This window comes from Arthrobacter sp. ISL-95, from assembly GCF_018613695.1.
Classification (GTDB): Bacteria; Actinomycetota; Actinomycetes; order Actinomycetales; family Micrococcaceae; genus Arthrobacter.
This window is the reverse complement of record NZ_JAGGPR010000016.1, coordinates 25,618-46,249: the sequence shown is the minus strand read 5'-3', so window position 1 is coordinate 46,249 and position 20,632 is coordinate 25,618. Positions and strand designations below refer to the sequence as shown.

General features: G+C 59.6%; 15 protein-coding genes and 1 tRNA gene. 12 read left to right on the top strand and 4 right to left on the bottom strand.

Annotated features, from left to right (window positions below):
• The first annotated feature begins 12 nt into the window (after positions 1 to 12).
• The 4 genes from lgt (at position 13) to pyk (ending at position 9,038) form a co-directional block, all read left to right on the top strand.
• The gene (gene lgt / locus J7I86_RS18745; protein WP_214822289.1) at positions 13 to 1,167 is read left to right on the top strand and encodes a prolipoprotein diacylglyceryl transferase; all 1,155 of its coding nucleotides are present in this window, start codon (positions 13 to 15) and stop codon (positions 1,165 to 1,167) included.
• 259 nt (positions 1,168 to 1,426) lie between these two features.
• Positions 1,427 to 6,040: a glutamate synthase large subunit gene (gltB, locus tag J7I86_RS18740; protein ID WP_214822287.1), complete on the top strand. Its 4,614-nt coding sequence runs from the start codon at positions 1,427 to 1,429 to the stop codon at positions 6,038 to 6,040.
• Positions 6,033 to 7,490: a glutamate synthase subunit beta gene (locus tag J7I86_RS18735; protein ID WP_024820589.1), complete on the top strand. Its 1,458-nt coding sequence runs from the start codon at positions 6,033 to 6,035 to the stop codon at positions 7,488 to 7,490. The genes gltB and J7I86_RS18735 overlap by 8 nt, the downstream gene beginning before the upstream one ends.
• 54 nt (positions 7,491 to 7,544) lie before the next feature.
• Positions 7,545 to 9,038 (top strand): pyruvate kinase, encoded by a 1,494-nt coding sequence (gene pyk / locus J7I86_RS18730; RefSeq protein ID WP_214822284.1) that lies wholly within the window; start codon positions 7,545 to 7,547, stop codon positions 9,036 to 9,038.
• 127 nt (positions 9,039 to 9,165) lie between these two features.
• Here pyk and J7I86_RS18725 read toward each other — a convergent pair whose 3' ends face one another.
• Positions 9,166 to 9,771 (bottom strand): ANTAR domain-containing response regulator, encoded by a 606-nt coding sequence (locus J7I86_RS18725; RefSeq protein WP_214822282.1) that lies wholly within the window; start codon positions 9,769 to 9,771, stop codon positions 9,166 to 9,168.
• 198 nt (positions 9,772 to 9,969) lie between these two features.
• On the opposite strand from J7I86_RS18725, the gene J7I86_RS18720 reads away from it, so the two are divergent.
• Positions 9,970 to 10,051, top strand: a tRNA-Leu gene (locus tag J7I86_RS18720).
• Positions 10,052 to 10,185: 134 nt separating this feature from the next.
• Positions 10,186 to 11,268 (top strand): site-specific integrase, encoded by a 1,083-nt coding sequence (locus tag J7I86_RS18715; protein WP_286180041.1) that lies wholly within the window; start codon positions 10,186 to 10,188, stop codon positions 11,266 to 11,268.
• A gap of 160 nt (positions 11,269 to 11,428) precedes the next feature.
• Here J7I86_RS18715 and J7I86_RS18710 read toward each other — a convergent pair whose 3' ends face one another.
• Entirely contained in the window at positions 11,429 to 14,209 is a 2,781-nt protein-coding gene (locus J7I86_RS18710) for an ATP-binding protein (RefSeq protein WP_214822279.1), read from the bottom strand.
• A 598-nt stretch (positions 14,210 to 14,807) separates the two neighbouring features.
• Between J7I86_RS18710 and J7I86_RS18705 the strand changes: the two genes are divergently transcribed.
• The 4 genes from J7I86_RS18705 to J7I86_RS18690 all read left to right on the top strand — a co-directional run bounded on the left by J7I86_RS18705 (position 14,808) and on the right by J7I86_RS18690 (position 17,932).
• Complete coding sequence (locus tag J7I86_RS18705; protein WP_214822278.1) at positions 14,808 to 15,299, top strand: hypothetical protein; 492 nt, start codon at positions 14,808 to 14,810, stop codon at positions 15,297 to 15,299.
• Positions 15,296 to 16,312: a hypothetical protein gene (locus J7I86_RS18700; RefSeq protein ID WP_214822277.1), complete on the top strand. Its 1,017-nt coding sequence runs from the start codon at positions 15,296 to 15,298 to the stop codon at positions 16,310 to 16,312. The genes J7I86_RS18705 and J7I86_RS18700 overlap by 4 nt, the downstream gene beginning before the upstream one ends.
• Positions 16,313 to 16,434: 122 nt before the next feature.
• On the top strand, positions 16,435 to 16,767 hold the full coding sequence (locus tag J7I86_RS18695; RefSeq protein ID WP_286180019.1) for a hypothetical protein: 333 nt from the start codon (positions 16,435 to 16,437) through the stop codon (positions 16,765 to 16,767).
• A 298-nt stretch (positions 16,768 to 17,065) separates the two neighbouring features.
• Positions 17,066 to 17,932: an alpha/beta hydrolase gene (locus J7I86_RS18690; protein ID WP_214822275.1), complete on the top strand. Its 867-nt coding sequence runs from the start codon at positions 17,066 to 17,068 to the stop codon at positions 17,930 to 17,932.
• On the opposite strand, the gene J7I86_RS23340 is transcribed toward J7I86_RS18690, so the two are convergent.
• Positions 17,929 to 18,195, bottom strand: a complete 267-nt coding sequence (locus J7I86_RS23340; protein ID WP_396019922.1) for an ArsR family transcriptional regulator — start codon at positions 18,193 to 18,195, stop codon at positions 17,929 to 17,931. The two genes, J7I86_RS18690 and J7I86_RS23340, sit on opposite strands and share 4 nt — an antisense overlap.
• A gap of 194 nt (positions 18,196 to 18,389) precedes the next feature.
• Between J7I86_RS23340 and J7I86_RS18680 the strand changes: the two genes are divergently transcribed.
• Entirely contained in the window at positions 18,390 to 18,896 is a 507-nt protein-coding gene (locus tag J7I86_RS18680; RefSeq protein ID WP_214822272.1) for a hypothetical protein, read from the top strand.
• Here the strand turns inward: J7I86_RS18680 and J7I86_RS18675 are convergent.
• A complete protein-coding gene (locus J7I86_RS18675) occupies positions 18,850 to 19,173 on the bottom strand; it encodes a helix-turn-helix transcriptional regulator (protein ID WP_214822271.1) in 324 nt (107 codons plus the stop codon). The two genes, J7I86_RS18680 and J7I86_RS18675, sit on opposite strands and share 47 nt — an antisense overlap.
• A gap of 182 nt (positions 19,174 to 19,355) precedes the next feature.
• On the opposite strand from J7I86_RS18675, the gene J7I86_RS18670 reads away from it, so the two are divergent.
• The gene (locus tag J7I86_RS18670; protein ID WP_214822270.1) at positions 19,356 to 20,255 is read left to right on the top strand and encodes a sigma factor; all 900 of its coding nucleotides are present in this window, start codon (positions 19,356 to 19,358) and stop codon (positions 20,253 to 20,255) included.
• Positions 20,256 to 20,632 lie beyond the last annotated feature (377 nt).

Here is a 20,632-nt window from a genome sequence, read left to right as displayed (position 1 = left end):
ACAGCGAAGCGAATGCAGACCGTCCTCCACGCTGCGGCAATGGTCCCCTTGAGTATCCCGAGCCCATCGTGGTCCGGTTTCGACATTCCGCTGCCGTGGGGGACGTTGCGCATCCACGCCTACGCTCTCTGCATCCTGGCGGGCATCATCGTTGGCCTGTGGCTGACCTCGGCACGTTGGAAGCGCCGTGGAGCGCCAGGAGGCAGCCTGTGGGACATCGCCATCTGGGCGATCCCGTTCGGCATCATCGGTGGCCGCCTTTACCACGTGTTCTCTTCCCCGGATGCCTACTTCGGCCCTGGTTTTGATGGCACAGGTGACCTCTCGCTGATTCCGCAGATCCAGCGCGGTGGCTTGGGTATATGGGGTGCCGTAATCCTCGGCGCGGTAGGCGCATGGATCGGTTGCCGGCGGGCCGGTGTGAAGTTGACGGCGTTCCTTGACGCAGCTGCTCCCGGCCTCCTGTTGGCCCAGGCCATTGGACGCCTGGGAAACTGGTTCAACCAGGAACTTTTCGGCGCGCCCACCACTTTGCCGTGGGGGCTGGAGATCGATCCCGCCAATGCCAACTTCCCGCCGGACATGGCTGCCGACACGCTCTTCCACCCGACGTTCCTGTACGAGATGGTGTGGAACCTCGTTGGAGTGGCCATCCTGCTGCTGCTGGATAAGAAGTTCAAATTCCGTTGGGGCCGGCTCTTCTGGCTGTACGCCGTTTACTACACCTTGGGCCGAGTGTGGATTGAAGCGCTGCGTATTGACGACGCTGAGCAGATCAGTCTCTTCGGGATCACCACCAGACTTAATGTGTGGACCAGCATCTTCGTCTTTATTGCCGCCTTGGCGATCTTCTTCATCCTCGGCAGGCGGGGCCGTCCGGTACCCGACACTCCCTATTTGCCGGGCCGGGAACCGGAAACAGGAGCCGAAAATGAGCCCGCAGCGGTGACCAGCGTCACCAGTCATGATGTGGACGCATCTGTCTCAGATACTGGTTCGCGTGGTAATCTCCCAGATAACCAAAGCGATCCGGGCCACGTTGACGAGCCGCAGGAATCAGCAGGGGACGCGAGTCAGGACACCAAGTCCAGCACGGGTTCCGTATCTGCTGCCACTGCCGCAAGGAAGGCCCCCGGATCCACGCCGAAGGCAGACGACACCAAGTAGTCGCGTTCGGTAAAGGGGCAACAGAGTCACCGCTCGTAGGGCCCAGTCCACAGCGTCGTGGCACCCCGGAAACCGGATCGCAGCATACCGATGTTCACTGGTCAAGCCGGGGCCAGAGGTCTGCGTAACTGTTCGTTGCGCTGGATCGGCTGGCCTACAATTCCAATTACTAGCGCTTTGTTGTGCCCGTCACAGGGCAGGCAAGGTGGGGCCAACGTTGTCCCTTCCATACGCACGATCTCGAGGAAGGACGTCTCCCATGACCCATCTTCATAACCCCGGTTGGTCCGAAAATATCGAACCTCAGGGTGCCATGTCTCCGTTCAAGCGCTTTGCCGCGCTCCCGGAGGCTCAGGGTCTTTACAACCCTGACAAGGAGAAGGACGCCTGCGGCCTGGCTATTATTGCCACGCTCCGCGGGGAACCGGGATACGACATCGTGGAAGCGGCCTTGACCGCCCTCCGCAATCTCGAACATCGCGGCGCCGTGGGCGCCGACGAAGGAACCGGCGACGGTGCGGGCCTGCTCATGCAGGTTCCCGACGAGTTCTTCCGGGCCATCACCGAATTCGAACTGCCTGCTCCTGGCCAGTATGTGGTGGGCACCGCCTTCCTTCCTGCTGAGTCCCGCGAAGCAGAGACGGCAAAGGCCGGCATTGAAGCACTTGCTTCTGACGAGGGCCTGACGGTTCTGGGCTGGCGTGAGGTTCCAGTGGTCGCAGACCTCGTAGGCGCCATGGCACGGGCGTGCATGCCGTACTTCTCGCAGCCGTTCTTTGCCTCCGCCACCGGTGAGCAGCTTGAGTGCAACGAGCTGGACTCCCGCGCCTGGCGTATCCGCAAGCGTGCCCAGAACAAGTTCGGCGTGTACTTCCCGTCGCTGTCCTCGCGCACCATCGTGTACAAGGGCATGCTGACCACCGCTCAGCTGGAGCCGTTCTACCCGGACCTCTCGGACAAGCGCTTCAAGACCAAGCTCGCAATCGTCCACTCACGCTTCTCCACCAACACGTTCCCGTCCTGGCCATTGGCGCAGCCGTTCCGCACCATCGCCCACAATGGTGAAATCAACACGGTCAAGGGCAACCGAAACTGGATGCGTGCCCGTCAGTCGCAGCTGGCCAGCCCGCTGCTGGGCTCAGTACCCGAAGAGCTGTACCCGATCTGCACCCCTGGTGCCTCGGACTCGGCTTCCTTCGATGAAGTAGCCGAGCTCCTCTGGCTGTCCGGCCGCCCCATCACGCACTCCATCATGATGATGATCCCTGAAGCGTGGGAGAACCACGCCACCATGGATCCCGCCCGGCGTGCGTTCTACGAATACCACTCCCTCCTCATGGAGCCGTGGGATGGTCCTGCAGCCGTTTCCTTCACGGACGGCAACCTTGTTGGCGCAACGCTGGACCGCAATGGCCTGCGCCCGGGACGTTACTGGATCACCGAAGACGGCCTCATCATCTTCGCCTCCGAGGTTGGCGTGATCGAGGTTGAGCCTTCCAATGTGGTCAAAAAGGGCCGCGTTGCGCCGGGCAAGATGTTCCTGGTGGACACCGAGGCCGGCCGCATCATCGACGACGCCGAGGTCAAGGCCGAAGTCGCTGCCGCCAACCCCTGGGCCGAGTGGCTCAAGGACAACCTGATCGACATCAATGAACTCCCCGAGCGCGAGCACGTGGTGCACACCGCAGCATCAGTGAACATTCGTCAGCGGACCTTCGGCTACACCACTGAAGAACTGAAGATCCTGCTTGGACCGATGTCCCGCACCGGTGCTGAGCCTTTGGGTGCCATGGGTTCGGACACTCCGGTGGCTGTACTCTCCAAACGCCCGCGCCTGTTGTTCGACTACTTTGTGCAGTCCTTCGCCCAGGTCACCAACCCCCCTCTGGATGCCATCCGCGAAGAGCTGGTCACCTCGCTGACGTGCGCCATCGGCCCCAACGGCAACCTCCTGGACGGCAAGCAGGTCCGCCAGCCGCAGATCTCCCTGCCGTTCCCCGTGATCAACAACGATCAGCTCGCCAAGATCGCGAACATCGAAACCCCTGACGGCGATCGCATCGCCATGAAGGTCCGTGGCCTTTACCGCCCCGAGGGCGGAGAAGCGGCACTTCGTGCACGCCTGACCGAGATCTGCGAGCAGGTCTCCGGAGCCATCAACCGAGGCGTGCAGTACGTGGTGCTGTCCGACCGTGACTCGAACGCTCAGTGGGCTCCGATTCCTTCGCTCCTGCTGGTCAGCGCAGTCCACCACCACCTGCTCCGCAGTGCCAACCGCACCAAGACCGCACTGGTGGTTGAGGCCGGCGACGTCCGCGAGACGCACCACGTGGCAGTACTCATTGGTTACGGTGCATCTGCCGTCAACCCGTACCTGGCCATGGAATCGGTGGAACAGCTGATCTCCAACGGCGACGTCACAGGCGTCACCGCCGAAGACGGCGTGTACAACCTCATCAAGGGCCTCGGCAAGGGTGTCCTGAAGATCATGTCCAAGATGGGCATCTCCACGGTGGCGTCCTACACGGGCGCCCAGACCTTCGAGGCACTGGGCCTGTCCCAGGAACTCGTGGACGAATTCTTCTCCGGCACCCACTCCCAGTTGGGCGGCGTCGGCCTGGATGTCATCGCAGCCGAAGTTTCGGCACGCCACCAGATGGCGTACCCGGAAGGCGGCATCGAGCATCCGCACCAGCCGCTGCTGGGCGGCGGCGAGTACCAATGGCGCCGTGATGGCGAACCGCACCTCTTCAACCCGGAGACGGTGTTCCGCCTGCAGCACGCCACACGCGAACGCCGTTACGACATCTTCAAGTCCTACACCAAGGGCATTGACGATCAGTCCGAAAACCTGATGACCCTTCGCGGTCTCCTCAAGTTCAAGGACGGAGTCCGTCCGGCCGTTCCGCTCGAGGAAGTGGAGTCCGTCTCCAGCATCGTCAAGCGTTTCTCCACGGGTGCCATGAGCTACGGCTCCATTTCCAAGGAAGCCCACGAGACCCTGGCAATCGCCATGAATCGTTTGGGCGCCAAGTCCAACACCGGTGAAGGCGGCGAGGACGTTGACCGCCTGCTGGATCCGGAGCGCCGCTCTGCCATCAAGCAGATCGCTTCCGGCCGCTTCGGCGTCACCAGCCTGTACCTGACCAACGCCGATGACATCCAGATCAAGATGGCGCAGGGCGCCAAGCCCGGCGAAGGCGGTCAGTTGATGGCGCAGAAGGTCTACCCCTGGGTAGCCCGGACGCGGCACTCAACCCCCGGCGTCGGACTCATTTCCCCGCCCCCGCACCACGACATCTACTCGATCGAAGACCTCGCGCAGCTCATCTATGATGCCAAGCGCGCCAACCCTTCGGCCCGCGTCCACGTGAAGCTGGTTTCGGAAGTCGGGATCGGCACGGTGGCGTCCGGCGTCACCAAGGCCAAGGCCGACGTCGTGCTTGTTTCAGGTCACGACGGCGGTACCGGCGCCTCGCCGCTGAACTCGCTCAAGCACGCGGGTGTGCCGTGGGAACTTGGCCTCGCCGAGACCCAGCAGACCCTTATGCTCAACGGTCTCCGTGACCGCGTAGTGGTTCAGGTGGACGGCCAGCTCAAGACCGGCCGCGACGTAGTCATCGCTGCCCTGCTAGGCGGCGAGGAATACGGCTTCGCGACTGCTCCTCTGGTGGTTTCCGGCTGCATCATGATGCGCGTCTGCCACCTGGACACCTGTCCTGTTGGTGTCGCCACGCAGAACCCCGAGCTGCGTTCGCGGTTCAACGGCAAGCCCGAGTTCGTGGTCAACTTCTTCGAGTTCCTCGCAGAAGAAGTCCGCGAAATCCTTGCCGAGCTCGGTTTCCGCAGCTTGGAAGAGGCAATCGGCCATGCCGAGGTTCTGGATACCCGCGAAGCGATCAACCACTGGAAGGCCGAAGGGCTGGACCTGGACCCCATCCTGCACGGACTGGAGTTCGACGACGACGTTCCGCTGCGCAACATGACCGGGCAGAACCACGAGTTGGACAAGCACTTTGACCAGCGCCTGATCACCATGGCGCAGGAAGCGCTCAGCGACCGCATGCCGGTCAAGATCACCCTGAACGTCATCAACACGGACCGTTCCGTGGGTACGATGCTCGGCCACGTGGTGACCAAGACGTTCGGCATCGATGTCCTGGCGACAGACACCATCGACGTCACGCTCAACGGCACCGCAGGCCAGTCCCTCGGCGCGTTCCTGCCCGCCGGCATCACGCTGCGCATGTTCGGTGACTCCAACGACTACGTTGGCAAGGGTCTCTCCGGCGGACGCATCATCGTCCGGCCGGACCGCACCAACGTGTTCCAGGCAGAGCGGAACGTCATTGCCGGCAACGTCATTGGTTATGGTGCCACCAGTGGTGAAATGTTCCTGCGTGGCCAGGTTGGTGAACGCTTCTTGGTGCGTAACTCCGGTGCGACCGCCGTCGTCGAAGGTATTGGCGATCACGGTTGCGAGTACATGACCGGTGGCCAGACGCTGATCATCGGCCGCACCGGCCGCAACTTCGGTGCCGGCATGTCAGGTGGAACCGCCTATGTGCTGGACCTGCAGCCTGAGCGCGTCAACAAGATGGCCCTCGATACCGGCGAACTCCAGCTCCTGGAACTCGACGCCGAGGACCGCGACATCGTTCACGGCCTGCTCACCAAGCACCTTGAAGAAACCGAATCCGTCCTGGCCGGCCGTCTGCTCGAAAACTTCGACGACACCGCCGCCCGCATCACCAAAGTACTGCCGCGCGACTACGCTGCAGTCCTGCAAACCCGTCTCGACGCCATCGAAGAGGGTCTTGACCCTGACGGCGAAGAAGTATGGTCTCGAATCCTGGAGGTAACCGGTGGCTGATCCACGCGGATTTCTGAAAGTCCGGCAGCGCGAAACGCAGCCACGCCGTCCTGTTCCTGTCCGCATCATGGACTGGAAAGAGGTTTACGAAGCCCAGGAAAAGGGTGTCCTGAAGAGTCAGGCCGGCCGCTGCATGGACTGCGGTGTTCCGTTCTGTCACCAGGGCTGCCCGCTGGGTAACCTCATTCCCGAGTGGAACGACCTCGTGTGGCGTGACAAGGGTGAAGAAGCGATTGAGCGCCTTCACGCTACCAACAACTTCCCGGAGTTCACGGGCCGCCTGTGTCCTGCACCCTGCGAAGCGTCCTGCGTGCTGGGCATCAACCAGCCTGCCGTGACCATCAAGCAGGTTGAGGTCTCCATCATCGACCAAGCCTTTGACAACGACTGGGTCCAGCCCCTGCCTCCGACGCGCCTCACCGGCAAGACGGTGGCTGTGGTCGGTTCCGGTCCCGCAGGCCTGGCTGTGGCACAGCAGCTGACCCGTGTGGGTCACACCGTTGCCGTATACGAGCGTGACGACAAGATCGGCGGCCTGCTTCGCTACGGCATCCCCGACTTCAAGATGGAGAAGGAACAGGTTGACCGCCGCCTGGAGCAGATGAAGGCCGAAGGCACCCGCTTCAGGACCGGCGTCGCTGTTGGCACGGACGTTACCTGGGAGCAGTTGCGCCGCCGTTACGACGCCGTTGTAGTCGCCACCGGTGCCACCGTTCCGCGTGACCTGCCCATCCCGGGCCGTGACCTCGAGGGTGTTCATTTCGCTATGGATTACCTGGTTCCTTCGAACCGTATGGTGGCGGGGGAGAACCCCGAAAACCACATTGATGCCCGCGGCAAGCACGTTGTCATCCTCGGTGGCGGCGATACCGGTGCTGACTGCATCGGTACTGCGCACCGCCACCAGGCTGCATCGGTGACCACGCTCGCGATCGGCAAGCAGCCGCCAGCAGAACGTGCCACCCACCAGCCGTGGCCGACGTTCCCTACTCTCTTCGAGGTCGCCAGCGCCCACGAAGAAGGCGGAGAGCGTACCTACCTTGCATCAACCGTTGAGTTCGTTGGAGAAAACGGCAAGCTCACCGGCGTAAAAGTTGCTGAAACCGAGTTCGTGGACGGCAAACGCCTGCCCAAGGCCGGTACAGAACGAATCATTCCAGCTGACCTTGTGTTCTTGAGCCTTGGCTTTACCGGTGCTGAGCCGGCAGGTATCACGGAGCAGGTCAGTGCAGAATTCGACGGTCGGGGCAACGTTGCCCGCGACGGCTACTACATGACGAACACCGAGGGAGTGTTTGTTGCCGGTGATGCCGGACGTGGCCAGTCACTGATTGTGTGGGCCATTGCGGAAGGCCGTGCTTGCGCGGCTGCAGTGGACAGGTTCCTGATGGGAAGCACCATCCTCCCGGCACCGGTCGCCCCCACCGACCGGGCGATAGCGGTCTTATAGCGCCGGCAGGAACACTTCTTTTACTCAATCAGCATGACTACTTAGGGTAGGTATATGAGACGCGCGAAAATTGTGGCAACTTTCGGCCCGGCTATCTCCAGCTTCGAGAACACCCTCGCGGTGCTGGAGGCCGGCGTCGACGTTGCTCGCATGAACATGAGCCACGGCGACTACTCCGTGCATGACATCACCTACGAAAACGTCCGCAAGGCTGCCGGCCAGCTGGGTAAGCCTGTGGCTATCATGGCCGACCTCCAGGGACCCAAGATCCGTCTTGGCCGTTTTGTTGACGGACCCCACGAGTTGGCCGTTGGCGACACCTTCACTATCACCACCGAAGACGTTCCCGGCACCAAGGACATCTGCTCCACCACGCTCAAGAGCCTTACCGAGGACGTCAACGTGGGCGACGCCCTGCTCATTGACGACGGCAAAGTGGCACTGCGTGCCGTAGAAGTAGACGACGTCAAGGTTGTCACGGTCGTGACCGTCGGCGGCAAGGTCTCCAACAACAAGGGCATCAACCTGCCCGGTGTTGCCGTCAACGTCCCCGCCTTGAGCGAAAAGGACGAGGACGATCTCCGTTGGGCCCTCAAGCGTGGCGCTGACCTCATCGCCCTCTCGTTCGTGCGTGATGCCTCAGACATCAAGCGCGTCCACGAGATCATGGATGAAGAAGGCCGCCGAGTACCGGTGATCGCCAAGATCGAAAAGCCGCAGGCAGTGGAGCAGCTCCACGAAATCATCGACGCCTTCGATGCCATCATGGTTGCCCGTGGCGACCTCGGTGTTGAACTGCCGCTCGAAGAGGTGCCGATCGTTCAGAAGCGCGCCATTGAATTGGCACGCCGCTGGGCCAAGCCGGTCATCGTGGCCACCCAGGTCCTGGAATCCATGATCGACAACCCGCGTCCGACCCGCGCCGAGGCTTCCGACTGCGCCAACGCAGTCCTCGACGGCGCCGACGCAGTGATGCTCTCCGGCGAAACCTCTGTGGGCCAGTACCCCATCGAGACCGTCAAGGTCATGGCCCGGATCATCGAATCCACCGAAGTACACGGTCTTGAGCGCGTACCCCCGCTGGGCACCAAGCCCAAGACCCGCGGTGGCGCCATCACCCGTGCCGCCGTCGAAATTGCTGACCAGCTGGACGCTAAGTACATCTGTACTTTCACCCAGTCCGGCGACTCGGCACGACGCCTCTCGCGCCTGCGCCCCGTCAAGCCGGTCTTCGCGTTCACGCCTGTTGAGCACGTCTGGAACCAGCTGGCACTCACCTGGGGCATCCAGCCGGTTCTGGTTCCCTCCGTGGGCCACACCGACGAAATGACCGCACAGGTGGACAAGAGCCTTCTGGAAATGGATCTCGTGGAGGAAGGCGACCTGGTTGTCATTGCTGCCGGTTCCCCTCCAGGACAGGCAGGTTCCACGAACTCGCTGAAGGTCCACAAGGTGGGCGACCTCGCCGACACCTCAAAGACCGACGACGGTTCGCGCAAGGAACCCGTTGGCCCGTGGCCGGAGAAGAAGTCCAAGACGAAGAGCTAGTTCTTCGGTTTTATGTGATGCGGGCCCTGCCTTTTGGCGGGGCCCGCATTTTTTGCTTTTGGGTGAGGACGACGGCGGCCGCCCACCTCGCGTGAGGTGAGCGGCCGCCGTCGTGCGGTGCTTGAGGTTAGTTGACCTGGTTGATGATGGTTTCGGCAACCTCACGCATGCTGAGGCGACGGTCCATGGAGGTCTTCTGGATCCAGCGGAAAGCTTCCGGCTCCGTCAGGCCCATCTTGGTGGTCAGGAGGCTCTTGGCGCGCTCCACAAGCTTGCGTGTGGCGAACTGCTCCTGGAGGTCGGAAACCTCGTTCTCGAGCGCCTTGATCTCCTCATGGCGGGAGAGGGCGATCTCAATAGCCGGGATCAAATCCGCGGGGGAGAACGGCTTGACGACGTACGCCATGGCACCGGCGTCGCGTGCCCGCTCCACCAATTCCTTCTGGCTGAAAGCAGTCAGCAGGACAACAGGGGCAATGCGTGCCTTGACGATCTTCTCAGCCGCCGAAATACCGTCCATGACTGGCATTTTCACATCCATGAGGACAAGGTCAGGCTTCAGTTCCTCGGCCAGCTGCACGGCCTTCTCGCCGTTATCTGCCTCGCCGACGACGTCGTACCCCTCGCCCTTCAAAATCTCGATAATGTCCAGGCGGATGAGAGTCTCATCCTCGGCTACGACAACGCGTCGGGCCGGCTGGCTGTTGGACGTGGACTCCGTCTGTTCGGTCACGGGATCTCCTTGAAAAGGTTCGGCGGGTTCATGTCCATCTTAGTGTGGACCGATGCGGAGCAAGATTTTGTTGCACTCGCGCGCCCGGTTCTTTGAATTAGCCTATCTGCATGTAGAGTAGTTTCGCGTGCTGGGAAAGGATCGCGTTGCTCACAGAAATGAGAGCAGTCAGCGAGAATTAACATCCCGGTAATCCGCGCCCGAGTGGCGGAATTGGCAGACGCGCTGCACTCAAAATGCAGTATCGAAAGGTGTGTGGGTTCGAGTCCCACCTCGGGCACTGTATTGTCGCAGGTCAGGGGCCTATATGGCCCCTGACTGTTGACAAAACCCCCAAATCTGTTGACACGGAACTAACATTTTTATGTGGCTAGTATCCGGAAACGCGTCAAAAAGGACGGCTCTTCGTCCTTCATGGTGGTCTGGCGCGACCCCAAGTTCCGGAAGCAGCAGGGCATTACTGTCGACTCCGCGCATGAGGCTGAAACGCTCAAGCGGTTGCTCGATGCGAACGGCCAATCCTTCGAAATTGCACAGCAGGCATTGCTGGACAACAGGGCGAAGATTCCGACTGTCGCTTATGTCATCCAGGAGCACATCGATCTGCTGATCCGACCGTCGAGCGGCACGGTGAAGACATACCAGACCATGCTGGATCTCCATGTGAAGCTGGTGATTGGTCATGTGCCTGTCGACAAGCTTGATTATCGGATGATCGCCTACTGGGTGAAGTCGATGCTGGCCAAAGGCCGCTCACCCAAGACCATTAAGAACGTGCATGGCCTGATCTCCGCGTCGATGAGCACGGCGGAGATGCTGGGGTACATCTCGCGCAATCCTTGCCGCGGCGTGCAGCTGCCGAGTGTGGAGAAGGCCGAGGACGAAATGATGTTCCTCACCCACGCCGAGTTCGGCTTGATCATGGAGGGCATGGGGGAGCGGTACCGTGATTTCACGAACTTCCTGGTGATGACAGGAACACGGTTCGGGGAAGCGACGGCATTGACTGTTGCGGACATTGACCTGCTGGGAAAGCCGGCAACGGCCCGGATAAATAAGGCGTGGAAGCGGGATGGGCAGAACCAGTTCTACATCGGGCCGACGAAGACCGGCGCTGGCAAGAGGACCATCGGGTTGAATCCCGCGCTTGTTGATCTGCTGATTCCTTTGGTGGCCGGCCGGCAAAGCAGTGAACTGCTTTTCACGTCGCCCACGGGCGGCCGGATTTATCACAAGTTGTACTGGGATCATTACTGGGTTCCCGCGGTGAAAGCTGCCCAGCTGCAGGGGCTGCGCAAGAAACCTCGTATACACGATTTGCGGCACACTCACGCGTCCTGGCTGATCCAGGACGGGGTACCGATCTTTACGATCTCGCGGCGGCTTGGGCACGCGTCAACCCGGACCACTGAGGGCGTCTATGGGCACCTCATGCCGGAAGCCTTGCAGGCCGGGGCGGATGCCACGGAGCGTTCGGTATCAGCGTTCATGAGGTGAAGCCGGTGTGCAACTAAGTCCCGGTTTGTTCGACAACCGCCCCGGTAGCTTCCGGGGTCGGTCAAAGGAGTCACGCAAAGCCCTACGCTTCACTTGCTCCATGTGGCCCTTTGGACGTCGACGATACCAGCAGCGGATCGTCAGGGCCGGGTGTTTGCCTCTAGTTGTCTTTGTGCTGAACTAGGATGTGAACATCACCGTACTTGTATCCTAAAAGCTCAGCAACGAGATCATCCGCGAATGCATACGTCGCCTGTCTCCATCCTTCCAACCTCGGAGACTCCGTTTCTTCTAGCTCATTAAAAACTTTGGCTTCAGACTGAGTAAGCACGTTCACGGTGATTGCATCACCATTGCCGGGTCTTCGTAAGAGTATTCCGTGATAACCACCGTTCCACGGAGCGTCGGCAGGCGAAATCAAAATTCGAAGCTCTTCGTTTTCAACAGAACTCACATGTTCAACTGAACAATATCCGGCGATGGCCAGGCTCTTCAGGTCTTCTATGACTTCCTGGCGTGATTCGCGAACTCTATCCTCAATCTCGTCGAAGGAGATCAGTACGGGCGAAAGGAGCCTATTGAACTTCTCCAGACGTTTCGTTATGTCGTCCACGGTCTCTTCGACGGGATTTCGGTTCTGACGGTTCGCGGGTGACCCAAGGCTTTCATGGAATGACTCGACTTGTTCAGACGCCTGTACGAAGCCTGCCCCTCTAAGTTTGAACATGAAGAGCGGATCCTTAAAGGGAGTCAGTTTAGCCTGCCTGATGTTGATCTCGGCCGCACGCGGTGAGTCCCCAATCAAATGGACCTCGAGGTAGCTTGAGGAGCTCTCGACATCAATGAGGATGCCCCTGGAGCGTTCTAGGCCGGATCCACCTCGCTCCTGATCGTTCATCATCCCACGTGCTAGTTCTGTGACGCTCAGTCGGACTCCAGCCCGTTCGATATCAGTGAGTGCGTTGTATGATTCGGCGGGAAGAGTGTCGACTTTACCCAGACGGAGGAGTCTTTTGAAACGTTGAGAGCGCAGTCTTCTGGTAGGAACCGATAAAACGTGATTCAGAGTGATGTTTGCTCTACCCAGCGCTTGCGCCGCCTCGGAAAGCCTAGCAATTGCATCATTTCGATCCTCTTCCGCACTAAAGATAGCGCCCAAGTAGAATGTTCTACCTTCTAAGTCCGCTGTCAGGGCAAGGGAAGGCATGGACAGTGTGTCGTGCAGAGAGGCCTTGTGTTCAGCCGCCTTCTGCGTCTCCCCGGCAACGGTCGCAAGCGCTGGACTGCCGAGACCAAAGTTAGCCAAAGTGAAGCCCTTGAGCAAAGGTGAAAAGTACTGGTTGAAAAGCTGAGATGCCAAGCGAGGAACCGGCCACCGACCGAAATCTGTGGTCATTCGTCCCAATATCGCGATGTAGGTGAGGACATCTGGAAGCGTAGTCGTGGTAATTGACTGGCTGCCTTCGGAATGTGTGTAAACAAACTTTGCGGTCTGCAACTCTTCCAAGGCGCCCACGGGGTCACTCTCCATTTCGGCTAAACGCGAAACGTATGTGAGCAGTGTTGCGGTCTCGACGAAGGCTGACTCTGGGTTTTCTGATCTTTCGGTCAGCTCCAGGAGTCCCAACAGCACTGCCAGCCCTGCTGTGGACAGTTCTGTCACCTTGACGAACGACTGAGGCAAGTTCTGAAGGAGACTTGGTTGTGCCAACAGGTCAGGCATGCTGGCGATCGCCCACGATGGAATATCACGTTCTGATTCGAGCCAGCTGCTTAGGCGGTTCAGCGCAGTCGAGGCGGCCTCTGCCCGGTCACTGGTCACCATCAGTGTCTTCCAGATCATGTCCCGCCGTCGGTCATGAAACCATGATGATTCAGCGGCGTCGCGGATGAAGATGTGGGTGAGCTCCAACTCGTCTCGTACTGCGGACCACGCCAGTTGATCCATATCAAGAAGCTTGACAATGAAACTGTCAGGCGGACAGTCCCGAAACAAAGCAAGCTTTCGGCCCACAGTTTTTGCCAGGGGGCTTAGAGTGTTCCACGACAGTCGCATGAGTTCTTGAAAAGCGGCCCCCGGGCTCAGGTCCTCGACATTCTGACCTGCACTTACGAGTGAGATCGCTTGTTCGAGGAAAAATGGGTAGCCGGCGGTGACTCTGCGGAGAATATCTACGGATGGTCGAGTTAGCCCGGCTTCGTTGAGCCACTCTTGGATAACTTGAACAGGAAGCGCCTCTACTGCCACTGCCTCCGCACCGCTGAGGATCATGTCTGACAGAAACTGGACATCTGACTGTTTGCTTGTACTTAGACCAACGATTACCTGAACTTTCTGCGGCAATAATTCGATCAAGTCCAAGAGGATACTCCGGTCTGCATCCGTCAGTCGTTCCGCTCGGTCAAGAACCAACCTCATGTCTGTCTGGGTAATGTTCGTCACCTCCTCTGCGAAGGCCAAAACAACCTCGGCAGTTCCGATCTCAGATGCGTTTTCAAGCTTGCCGCGGAGGCTCTCATCTTCTGACCGAAGTATCTCGGTTATGACCTTTCCTATGGGTTCCCCAAAATCGGGACCCAATTTGGCCTTCAGCAGGTTGAGGAGTTCTTCGGCGACAACGCGAGCTAGTTCTTTGCCGCCCACGGCCCCGAGACGCAGGGCAGCAGCCTTGAGGAGTTGAAGTGTGTCGTCTATTGCGGGTCGGCTCTGAACGTGAACCTCGAGGACCGAAGCCAGTTGGGCGATGAGCGCATGGTGGATAGCCCCCGGAGCCCTCTGAAGGTTAGCGACGTTGATTGGAACCTGGCGGCCAGCGGCGTTCATCGCGACATGTCGTAAGAGGGTCGATTTGCCGATCCCGGAGTCGCCGTGAACGACAATGCAGCGTCGTTGGCTCACTGATAGTTGCCTCAGCTCAGCTTCTCGACCGTAGAATTTCATCCTCTGATATTGCTGGACTGTGGTTGTGGAAGCTACACGACGCGCGGTCGACCCGTGTGGCTGTTTGTGAAGGGAGGATTTCTGTTTGGTCCAACCAGCCGACCCTATCCTCCAGTTTTGAGCTTTGCCCGAGCCCGGGTGCCGATTAGGCGAGTACTGACAGCCTTGGGGTTCTGAGTAACGGATGCTCCGCGGGGCGATGGAAGCACTTCGCTTAGCCTGGCTATCTCAGCAATATGCGCCGACGTGAAAACGATTTTTCCTTTACCCCAGCAGGCATGCGGAAAGCGACCTGAAGCGGCGCCGTCGCGGAGCCAGCCTTCACTACACCGCATAAGGGCCGCGGCCTCGGAGGGTTCGAAGAATTCAAGGTCCATGAAAAATCCGCTCAAATGGTAGCCATCTAACTCTCCATGCCGATTTCTATGGTCAAGCGCATGACGCAGAGCCCGCGAGGACATCGACAGGACAGGACGCGCCTCACGCTCTGGACATGTCCAGAGCTTTGGCGTTCAATTGATTTGAGGGTTCGAGTGCGGTGCTAGCTCCGTCCGCATAGAAGCACAACGAACCAAGGGAACCCATCACTGGGGATGCCATGAACAACGACTCATATCCCTCAGGACAATCTCCGGCGGAACGCGCTGCTAGTGCCTTCGACTCCTTGGAGCTTCCGACTCATCTGAGCCTGGAGCGTCTGGTGAAGGTGGTCGAGGGTGTCAGGCATCGTCCCATACAAATCGAAGCGGCCGGAGCTCTGAACGGTGGCTCTATCTGTGGCCTCTGGCTTTCCACGGACGAAGTTGAAATCATCCTGCATGCCATTAGTCCTTCTGGGCTGCACCGGCAACAGTTCGTCCTTCACGAGTTGGGACACATGGTCCTGAGGCACGACGAACTTGTCGTACCGGCGGACTATATAGATGTCCTCTTCCCGAACCTTCCCGTGGGGCTTGTCTCACGCGTCCTTGCCCGGAGCAGTTTCACTGATGATCTGGAAGCAGCCGCGGAATCGCTTGCGGATCTCTTCGCAGCTGCAATCAGGAACAGCGACAGGGAGCCAAGATCGTTCGAGAGGGTTTTCGAATGATCCAGATTGTGGCCGCAGCTTTGATCTGGCTACTCGTCATTTGCCTCCTGCCTGGACTATGGCGACGCCGCGACCACAGCGTGCTGACGGCAGCCATGACGATTTCAGTCGCACTGACGCTGAACATCGATCAGATCTATGTGGGCTTGGACTCCGCACTTGGTGGTCGCAACTTCGTTGACCTATTGGCCAACGTCTGTATGGTCGTTGGGATCTACTTCCTCGCGCGAGCAATCATTCGTGCGGCGACGCCAGACGAGACGGTCGAGAAACGACACAGGGCTGGCATACTCCTCCTGGCCGCCGTGATTGCGGGCCTTGCAGCCAGCTTCAGTGCCATCGTCACTCAGGGCAGTTCCACTCGCTTCATGTTGGATTACGGCAATCAGTGGCCTGCCGCCCTCTATTCATCCGTCCAGTTCCTGTACATCGGCTTCGTGGTAAGTGTTACCGGCATTACATGTTTACGGTTCCGCGGCGACATGTTGAGGCCGTACTTCCGCGCATCGTTCACTCTCATCGGGGTTGGCTGTGCCTTTGCCGTTTTCCTTGTAATCCTGGTGCTGGTGATGGACGTTCTGCACCTACAAGGCCGCTTGAATGCCATGCGTTCTGTCTCGCCTGTTTATGATGCGGCATTCGTTGCAGCCATGGTCTTCTTGTGCGTTGGTCTGGCCATCCCGCCCGTGGCGCATCGAGTTCTCGGCCGTAAGCAATCCGCGACCGAAGAGGAGCTCGCTAGCGATCTCACGAAAATATGGGAAAAGACGACCAAGAAACGGCAAGACGTTCGGCTCTTGCGAGGCACCGAGATGGTCACGCAACAGGACCGGGCCAAAAGACTCCATCGGATGCTTGTTGAAGTACAGGACGCGCTGTTAGTCGAGCCCGGTCTAGGCAGCTCCTTGGACATCCACGACCTCAATGTCTTGAACGCCGCGGAGAACTACCTGGCGGGGCCCTTCGTGCGCCAAGTTCCAGTTCGTAGACGGAATGGGGAGCGGGCGCTATGACGGATGATGCCAGTCCCACCGAAACCCCTCAAACGAGATTGGCGCGAAAGCTTAACCTTCTCCTTGACCTCTATGAGGCCGAGGGGTCGGAGGCATTGACATACCCCGAGATCAATCGGCACATGACTCAGCGTGGCACACCACTTTCCCGCTCCCGCTGGGCCTACATGCGAAGCGGAGATAGCTCGCTGGCAACCGATCCCATGCTGCTTCGTAACCTTGCAGAGTTCTTTGGAGTGGACCGTGATTACCTCTTGTACGATGCCGGCGAGATACCAAAGCTTGTAGAAGCTCAGCTGGAACTTCTTCGTACCCTGCGTGAGTCACGTGTGCGGAGCTTCGCCGCTCGTCAGTTGCAGGGGATCTCTCCGGAAACCCTGGTGAAGCTCCGCCAAGTGATCGACGAACGCAAGAGGGCCCAGGGGGTGGGCGATGCCGACAGCAACCAGTCGTAGGGCCTTGGAGGTTGGAGGTCTTGCTGCCTCCGTGGCTTTGCTTGCAGGCGTCGCCGGCGCAGCGTACTTCGCTCGTCAAGTTGTTGTGCCGAAATATAGCCGTCGTGAGGATTTGGTCGTAAGGGCCGTGCACACTGACAGGGACGGATCTTTGCAGATCGAACTTCCCGCTACTGAACAAACTAGAGCGACGGGACGATATAGCTTTTGGTATGAGCAGGGGACCGGCCATGCATGCCTAGGACCGGTCGTCGAGTCCAACCCCGGCCGAAGGACAGTAACCCGGACGGTTGAGCGAGTGGACTCTGGCAACCTCGAACATGCCGAGGCAGGTATCTGGAGTGGGTACGTTTACTCGGAACCGGACCAACTCGGCCTGCCGTACCAAGACGTTCTGATTCCCGTTGAGAATGGTGTCGCCCCGGCTTGGAAATTCGATCCAGTCGCCGGTGTCAACCCATCCGGCGGATGGGCCATCCACATCCACGGCATGGGCGGCAAAAGAGCCGGCACGCTTCGCGGCATACCGGTCGCGAGGCGTCTGGGACTGACGTCGCTGGTTGTCTCGTTCCGCAACGACGGCGACGCGCCGCCGTCGTACGATGGCCGCTACAGCCTTGGCCAAGGCGAGTGGCGCGACGTCGAGGCCGGCATCAACTACGCCATTTCCAACGGCGCTGAACGCCTTGTCCTTTTTGGGTGGTCACTGGGCGCTTCCATCGCCCTTCAAGCGGCGGCCCTGTCGCCGAATTCCTCGCGAGTAGCCGGAATGGTTCTCGACGCGCCAGTCTTCGACTGGCGAACGACCCTGGCAGCGAACGCCAAGGCGGCCGGACTTCCTCGGCCACTTGTGCGCCTGGGCTTCACCATTCTTCGATCCAAGGCCCTCCGGTGGGTGACGGGCCTTGCTGAACCCATACGTCTCGATTCCCTGGATTGGCTGGCGCGAGCAACTGAACTGGACAATCCGGTCCTCGTGCTCCATGGAGAGAAGGACGACACAACGCCCGTCGAAGCATCCAAGAAAGCTGCCAGTCTGAGGCCCGACCTAGTCAAATTGGTGGAGTTTAAATCTGTGGGCCACTCTCTGGAGTGGAATATCGACTCCGAAAAGTGGGAGCGATCGGTTGAGGAGTGGTTCCACGGTCCCGCTGGCTGGCTCTAGTCCTGAACACGGGGGAGCGCAGTCGTAGGAGGCACTTGCACTGAGTACTCGGCCGCTAGGTCAATGAGCTGACACTCGACGAGTGAGGCGTGAGCGGAGTAACGTTCGTCAGCCAAAGCCTGAACGTAACCAGCCGACTCAAGGACGAGGAGATGACGCCGAACCGTTGCTCGAGAGGCCTGAAGTCCGGAAGCCAAAACGCTAGGGGACGATGGCCCACTTCTGATGAGGAAGCGAAGGATCTGGCTCCGTGTTCGGTTCATCAAGATGGATGTCGACATTCAAACCAAGGCTCACGATTGTGGAGGCTGCTAGCTGTAGACGGGTCTACAGCATCATGATACGCCTCATGGAGGCAGCGGACTAGATTCAAGGTGGGGTTGATTGTTTAGTCACTGCGCTCGCGGAATACTGATGGCAACGCAGCAGTATTTCTATCGGAACGAGGCAGTGGAGTATGCCGGCAAAAGACGCCAGCCGCAACGGCGAGTTGTCACCACAAGCGACCCTTGCCCGCCGGCTAAATCTGCTGCTCGACGTCGTTGTGGCCGAGAGGGGATCACCGGTCACCTTTAGGGAGATTGAAGCCGGCCTCCGGGATCGAGGCGTCAAGATCTCCAGAGCCAGATGGTTCTACATGAAGGATGGAACAGGCCGCCTGGTGAGCGATCCGCAGCTGCTTTCCGCTATCTGCGAGATGTTCGACGTCGATCCCTCCTATTTGCTGAACGGCGTCGAAGGCGACGTTCCCGAACGCATCGACTCGCAGCTGGAGTTTGTAAAGTCTCTGAGGGCAGCCCGGGTGAAGTCATTCGCTGCTAGGACGCTCGGGGACGTCTCGCCGGAGACGCTTCGCGCAATCTCCGAGTATCTGAACAAAGACATCGACTTGCACCCGAATGGGGAGCGTGCCGCGGCTACTCCTCCAAGACATACCGGAGATGGGCGTCCAGCAACTCCTTGATGCGGGCAGGATTGGCCGCGTAGCGGGGGGAGCGGCCGTGACGCCGCCCAGCCTCCACATCGACCTCAATGGCGCCGACCTGTTCAAGTGCGATGAGGTGTTTGGCTACGCTGGGCTCGCCAGCGCTGACGGCTGCGACGATGTCCCCTCTGGACGCAGGACCATTTGCCGTCAGAAACCTCAGAATTTCGTTCCGTGAGCGGTTCCCGAACGTCGCCACGGCGTCTTCAACGTCAGGCGACCAGGCGTCGTCGTGAGGCTGCGTGATCCGTGGCATGGCTTCATTCTTACTGAACAACATGCGAAAAGTAAGAACTTGGGTCTTGACGATATTTTAATTATCTTTGACAATAATTTAAAGAAGCTTGTGTTGTGGTCAGGATCGCTTCTGCCACGTCGTGTCGCCCCGTCTGGTGACGCTGAAGATATTCGAATCCGTTAGTCAAAGCGGTGAGAGCCATGAGCCTGGAACACCTGGCGGGCAACGCTGAAGTAGAGAACTCAAATTCATCCCCGGTGGACTTTTCGCTGCTGAATCCGGTGGCACCGACCCTGCAAGTTTCCGTCGACCAAATAATGGGAGCGGTCGAAGGCGTGCGTCGATACGTCATCTCGCACTTGGCTCGGATCGGCCGCTCGTGCGATGTGGACGATGTCATGCAGGACATCAGGATGGCAGTCTGGGACGGGGTGGCACGCGGAAACTACCGGCAGATCCCTGGGGTTCCGTTCGAGGCCTGGGTGCAAGGCGTAACCGGGAATGTTTGCGCAGCGCACGTCCGCAGGGAACTCGGCCACAAGACGCTGCCGCTGCTTTTGGATCCGGGCAACGGTGAGAGCCCGGGTATTCTCCAGCAGCTAACAGTGCTGGTCGTGTCCCGTGATTACCGGGAAGCCGAGGAGATCATCGATCAAGAATGGGCGCAAATGGTTCTGGGGCTGACTCGGGCCGCTGTGTCGGCTCCGGTATGGCGCCTCGCTGTGGGCAGCCTGACCGAGCCGCGACGATACGCCCCTCCGTCGCCGCAAGACCGCCGCCGCTGGAACGCAGTCACCGCGGTTCGGCTGACTGCAAAGACTATAAGCCAAGCGTTGGATGTTAATCCTGAAGCTGTGCACGACATGGCCGGTCTATGCCGGCGCGCCGTTGCTTGTCTGCCGAGTCCGCTGTTGCGGGGGGTGGCCGAAGCAATCGTTCTGCCCGAACATCACGGCATCGAACGGCAGGTTGCCATCGCCGCTGTTGCCGAGGAGTTCAAAGTGACTGATCGATATGTGGCAGTTCAAATCGGCACGGCCCGTCGCCTGTACCAAACGGCGTGGAGAGTGATTCGCAGTTCCACGACTTCGGCTGTTTGAGTCATGTTGCTTGGCGAGCTGAGCCATGAAGAGGCGAGGAGGCAAACATGGTGAAATCCCTTTGGCGCGGGCGACTAACTCATCGGTGGGTGTTTGGTTTAGCACTGGCGGCCATCCTAGGCGCCCTCATTCTCGTTGTGGTCGGACCGCGGGAGTCACCGTCTACGGATGGGACGGGTGTCCCATCGGCTGAGTCTTCAACACAGAAGGCACTTCCAAACACTTCCCCGACGGCTTCGCCAAAGCCAAAGAAGTCAGCTCCGCGCTCTACGGAGCCCGCGTCCGTTCCGCCTGCTACGGCCGACTATCGGGCGCTTGCATCTGCGGCCGCCGTAGCTGTCTATAGCTGGGACACCCGGAATTCCTCCTATTCGGAT

Coding starts and splice junctions, on each gene's coding strand:
- J7I86_RS18700 (WP_214822277.1), top strand. CDS start 15,296: ATGATCCAGATTGTGGCCGCAGCTTTGATCTGGCTACTCGTCATTTGC.
- J7I86_RS18710 (WP_214822279.1), bottom strand. CDS start 14,209: ATGAAATTCTACGGTCGAGAAGCTGAGCTGAGGCAACTATCAGTGAGC.
- J7I86_RS18705 (WP_214822278.1), top strand. CDS start 14,808: ATGAACAACGACTCATATCCCTCAGGACAATCTCCGGCGGAACGCGCT.
- gltB (WP_214822287.1), top strand. CDS start 1,427: ATGACCCATCTTCATAACCCCGGTTGGTCCGAAAATATCGAACCTCAG.
- J7I86_RS23340 (WP_396019922.1), bottom strand. CDS start 18,195: ATGAACCGAACACGGAGCCAGATCCTTCGCTTCCTCATCAGAAGTGGG.
- J7I86_RS18715 (WP_286180041.1), top strand. CDS start 10,186: ATGGTGGTCTGGCGCGACCCCAAGTTCCGGAAGCAGCAGGGCATTACT.
- pyk (WP_214822284.1), top strand. CDS start 7,545: ATGAGACGCGCGAAAATTGTGGCAACTTTCGGCCCGGCTATCTCCAGC.
- lgt (WP_214822289.1), top strand. CDS start 13: ATGCAGACCGTCCTCCACGCTGCGGCAATGGTCCCCTTGAGTATCCCG.
- J7I86_RS18680 (WP_214822272.1), top strand. CDS start 18,390: ATGCCGGCAAAAGACGCCAGCCGCAACGGCGAGTTGTCACCACAAGCG.
- J7I86_RS18670 (WP_214822270.1), top strand. CDS start 19,356: ATGAGCCTGGAACACCTGGCGGGCAACGCTGAAGTAGAGAACTCAAAT.
- J7I86_RS18695 (WP_286180019.1), top strand. CDS start 16,435: ATGACTCAGCGTGGCACACCACTTTCCCGCTCCCGCTGGGCCTACATG.
- J7I86_RS18675 (WP_214822271.1), bottom strand. CDS start 19,173: ATGCCACGGATCACGCAGCCTCACGACGACGCCTGGTCGCCTGACGTT.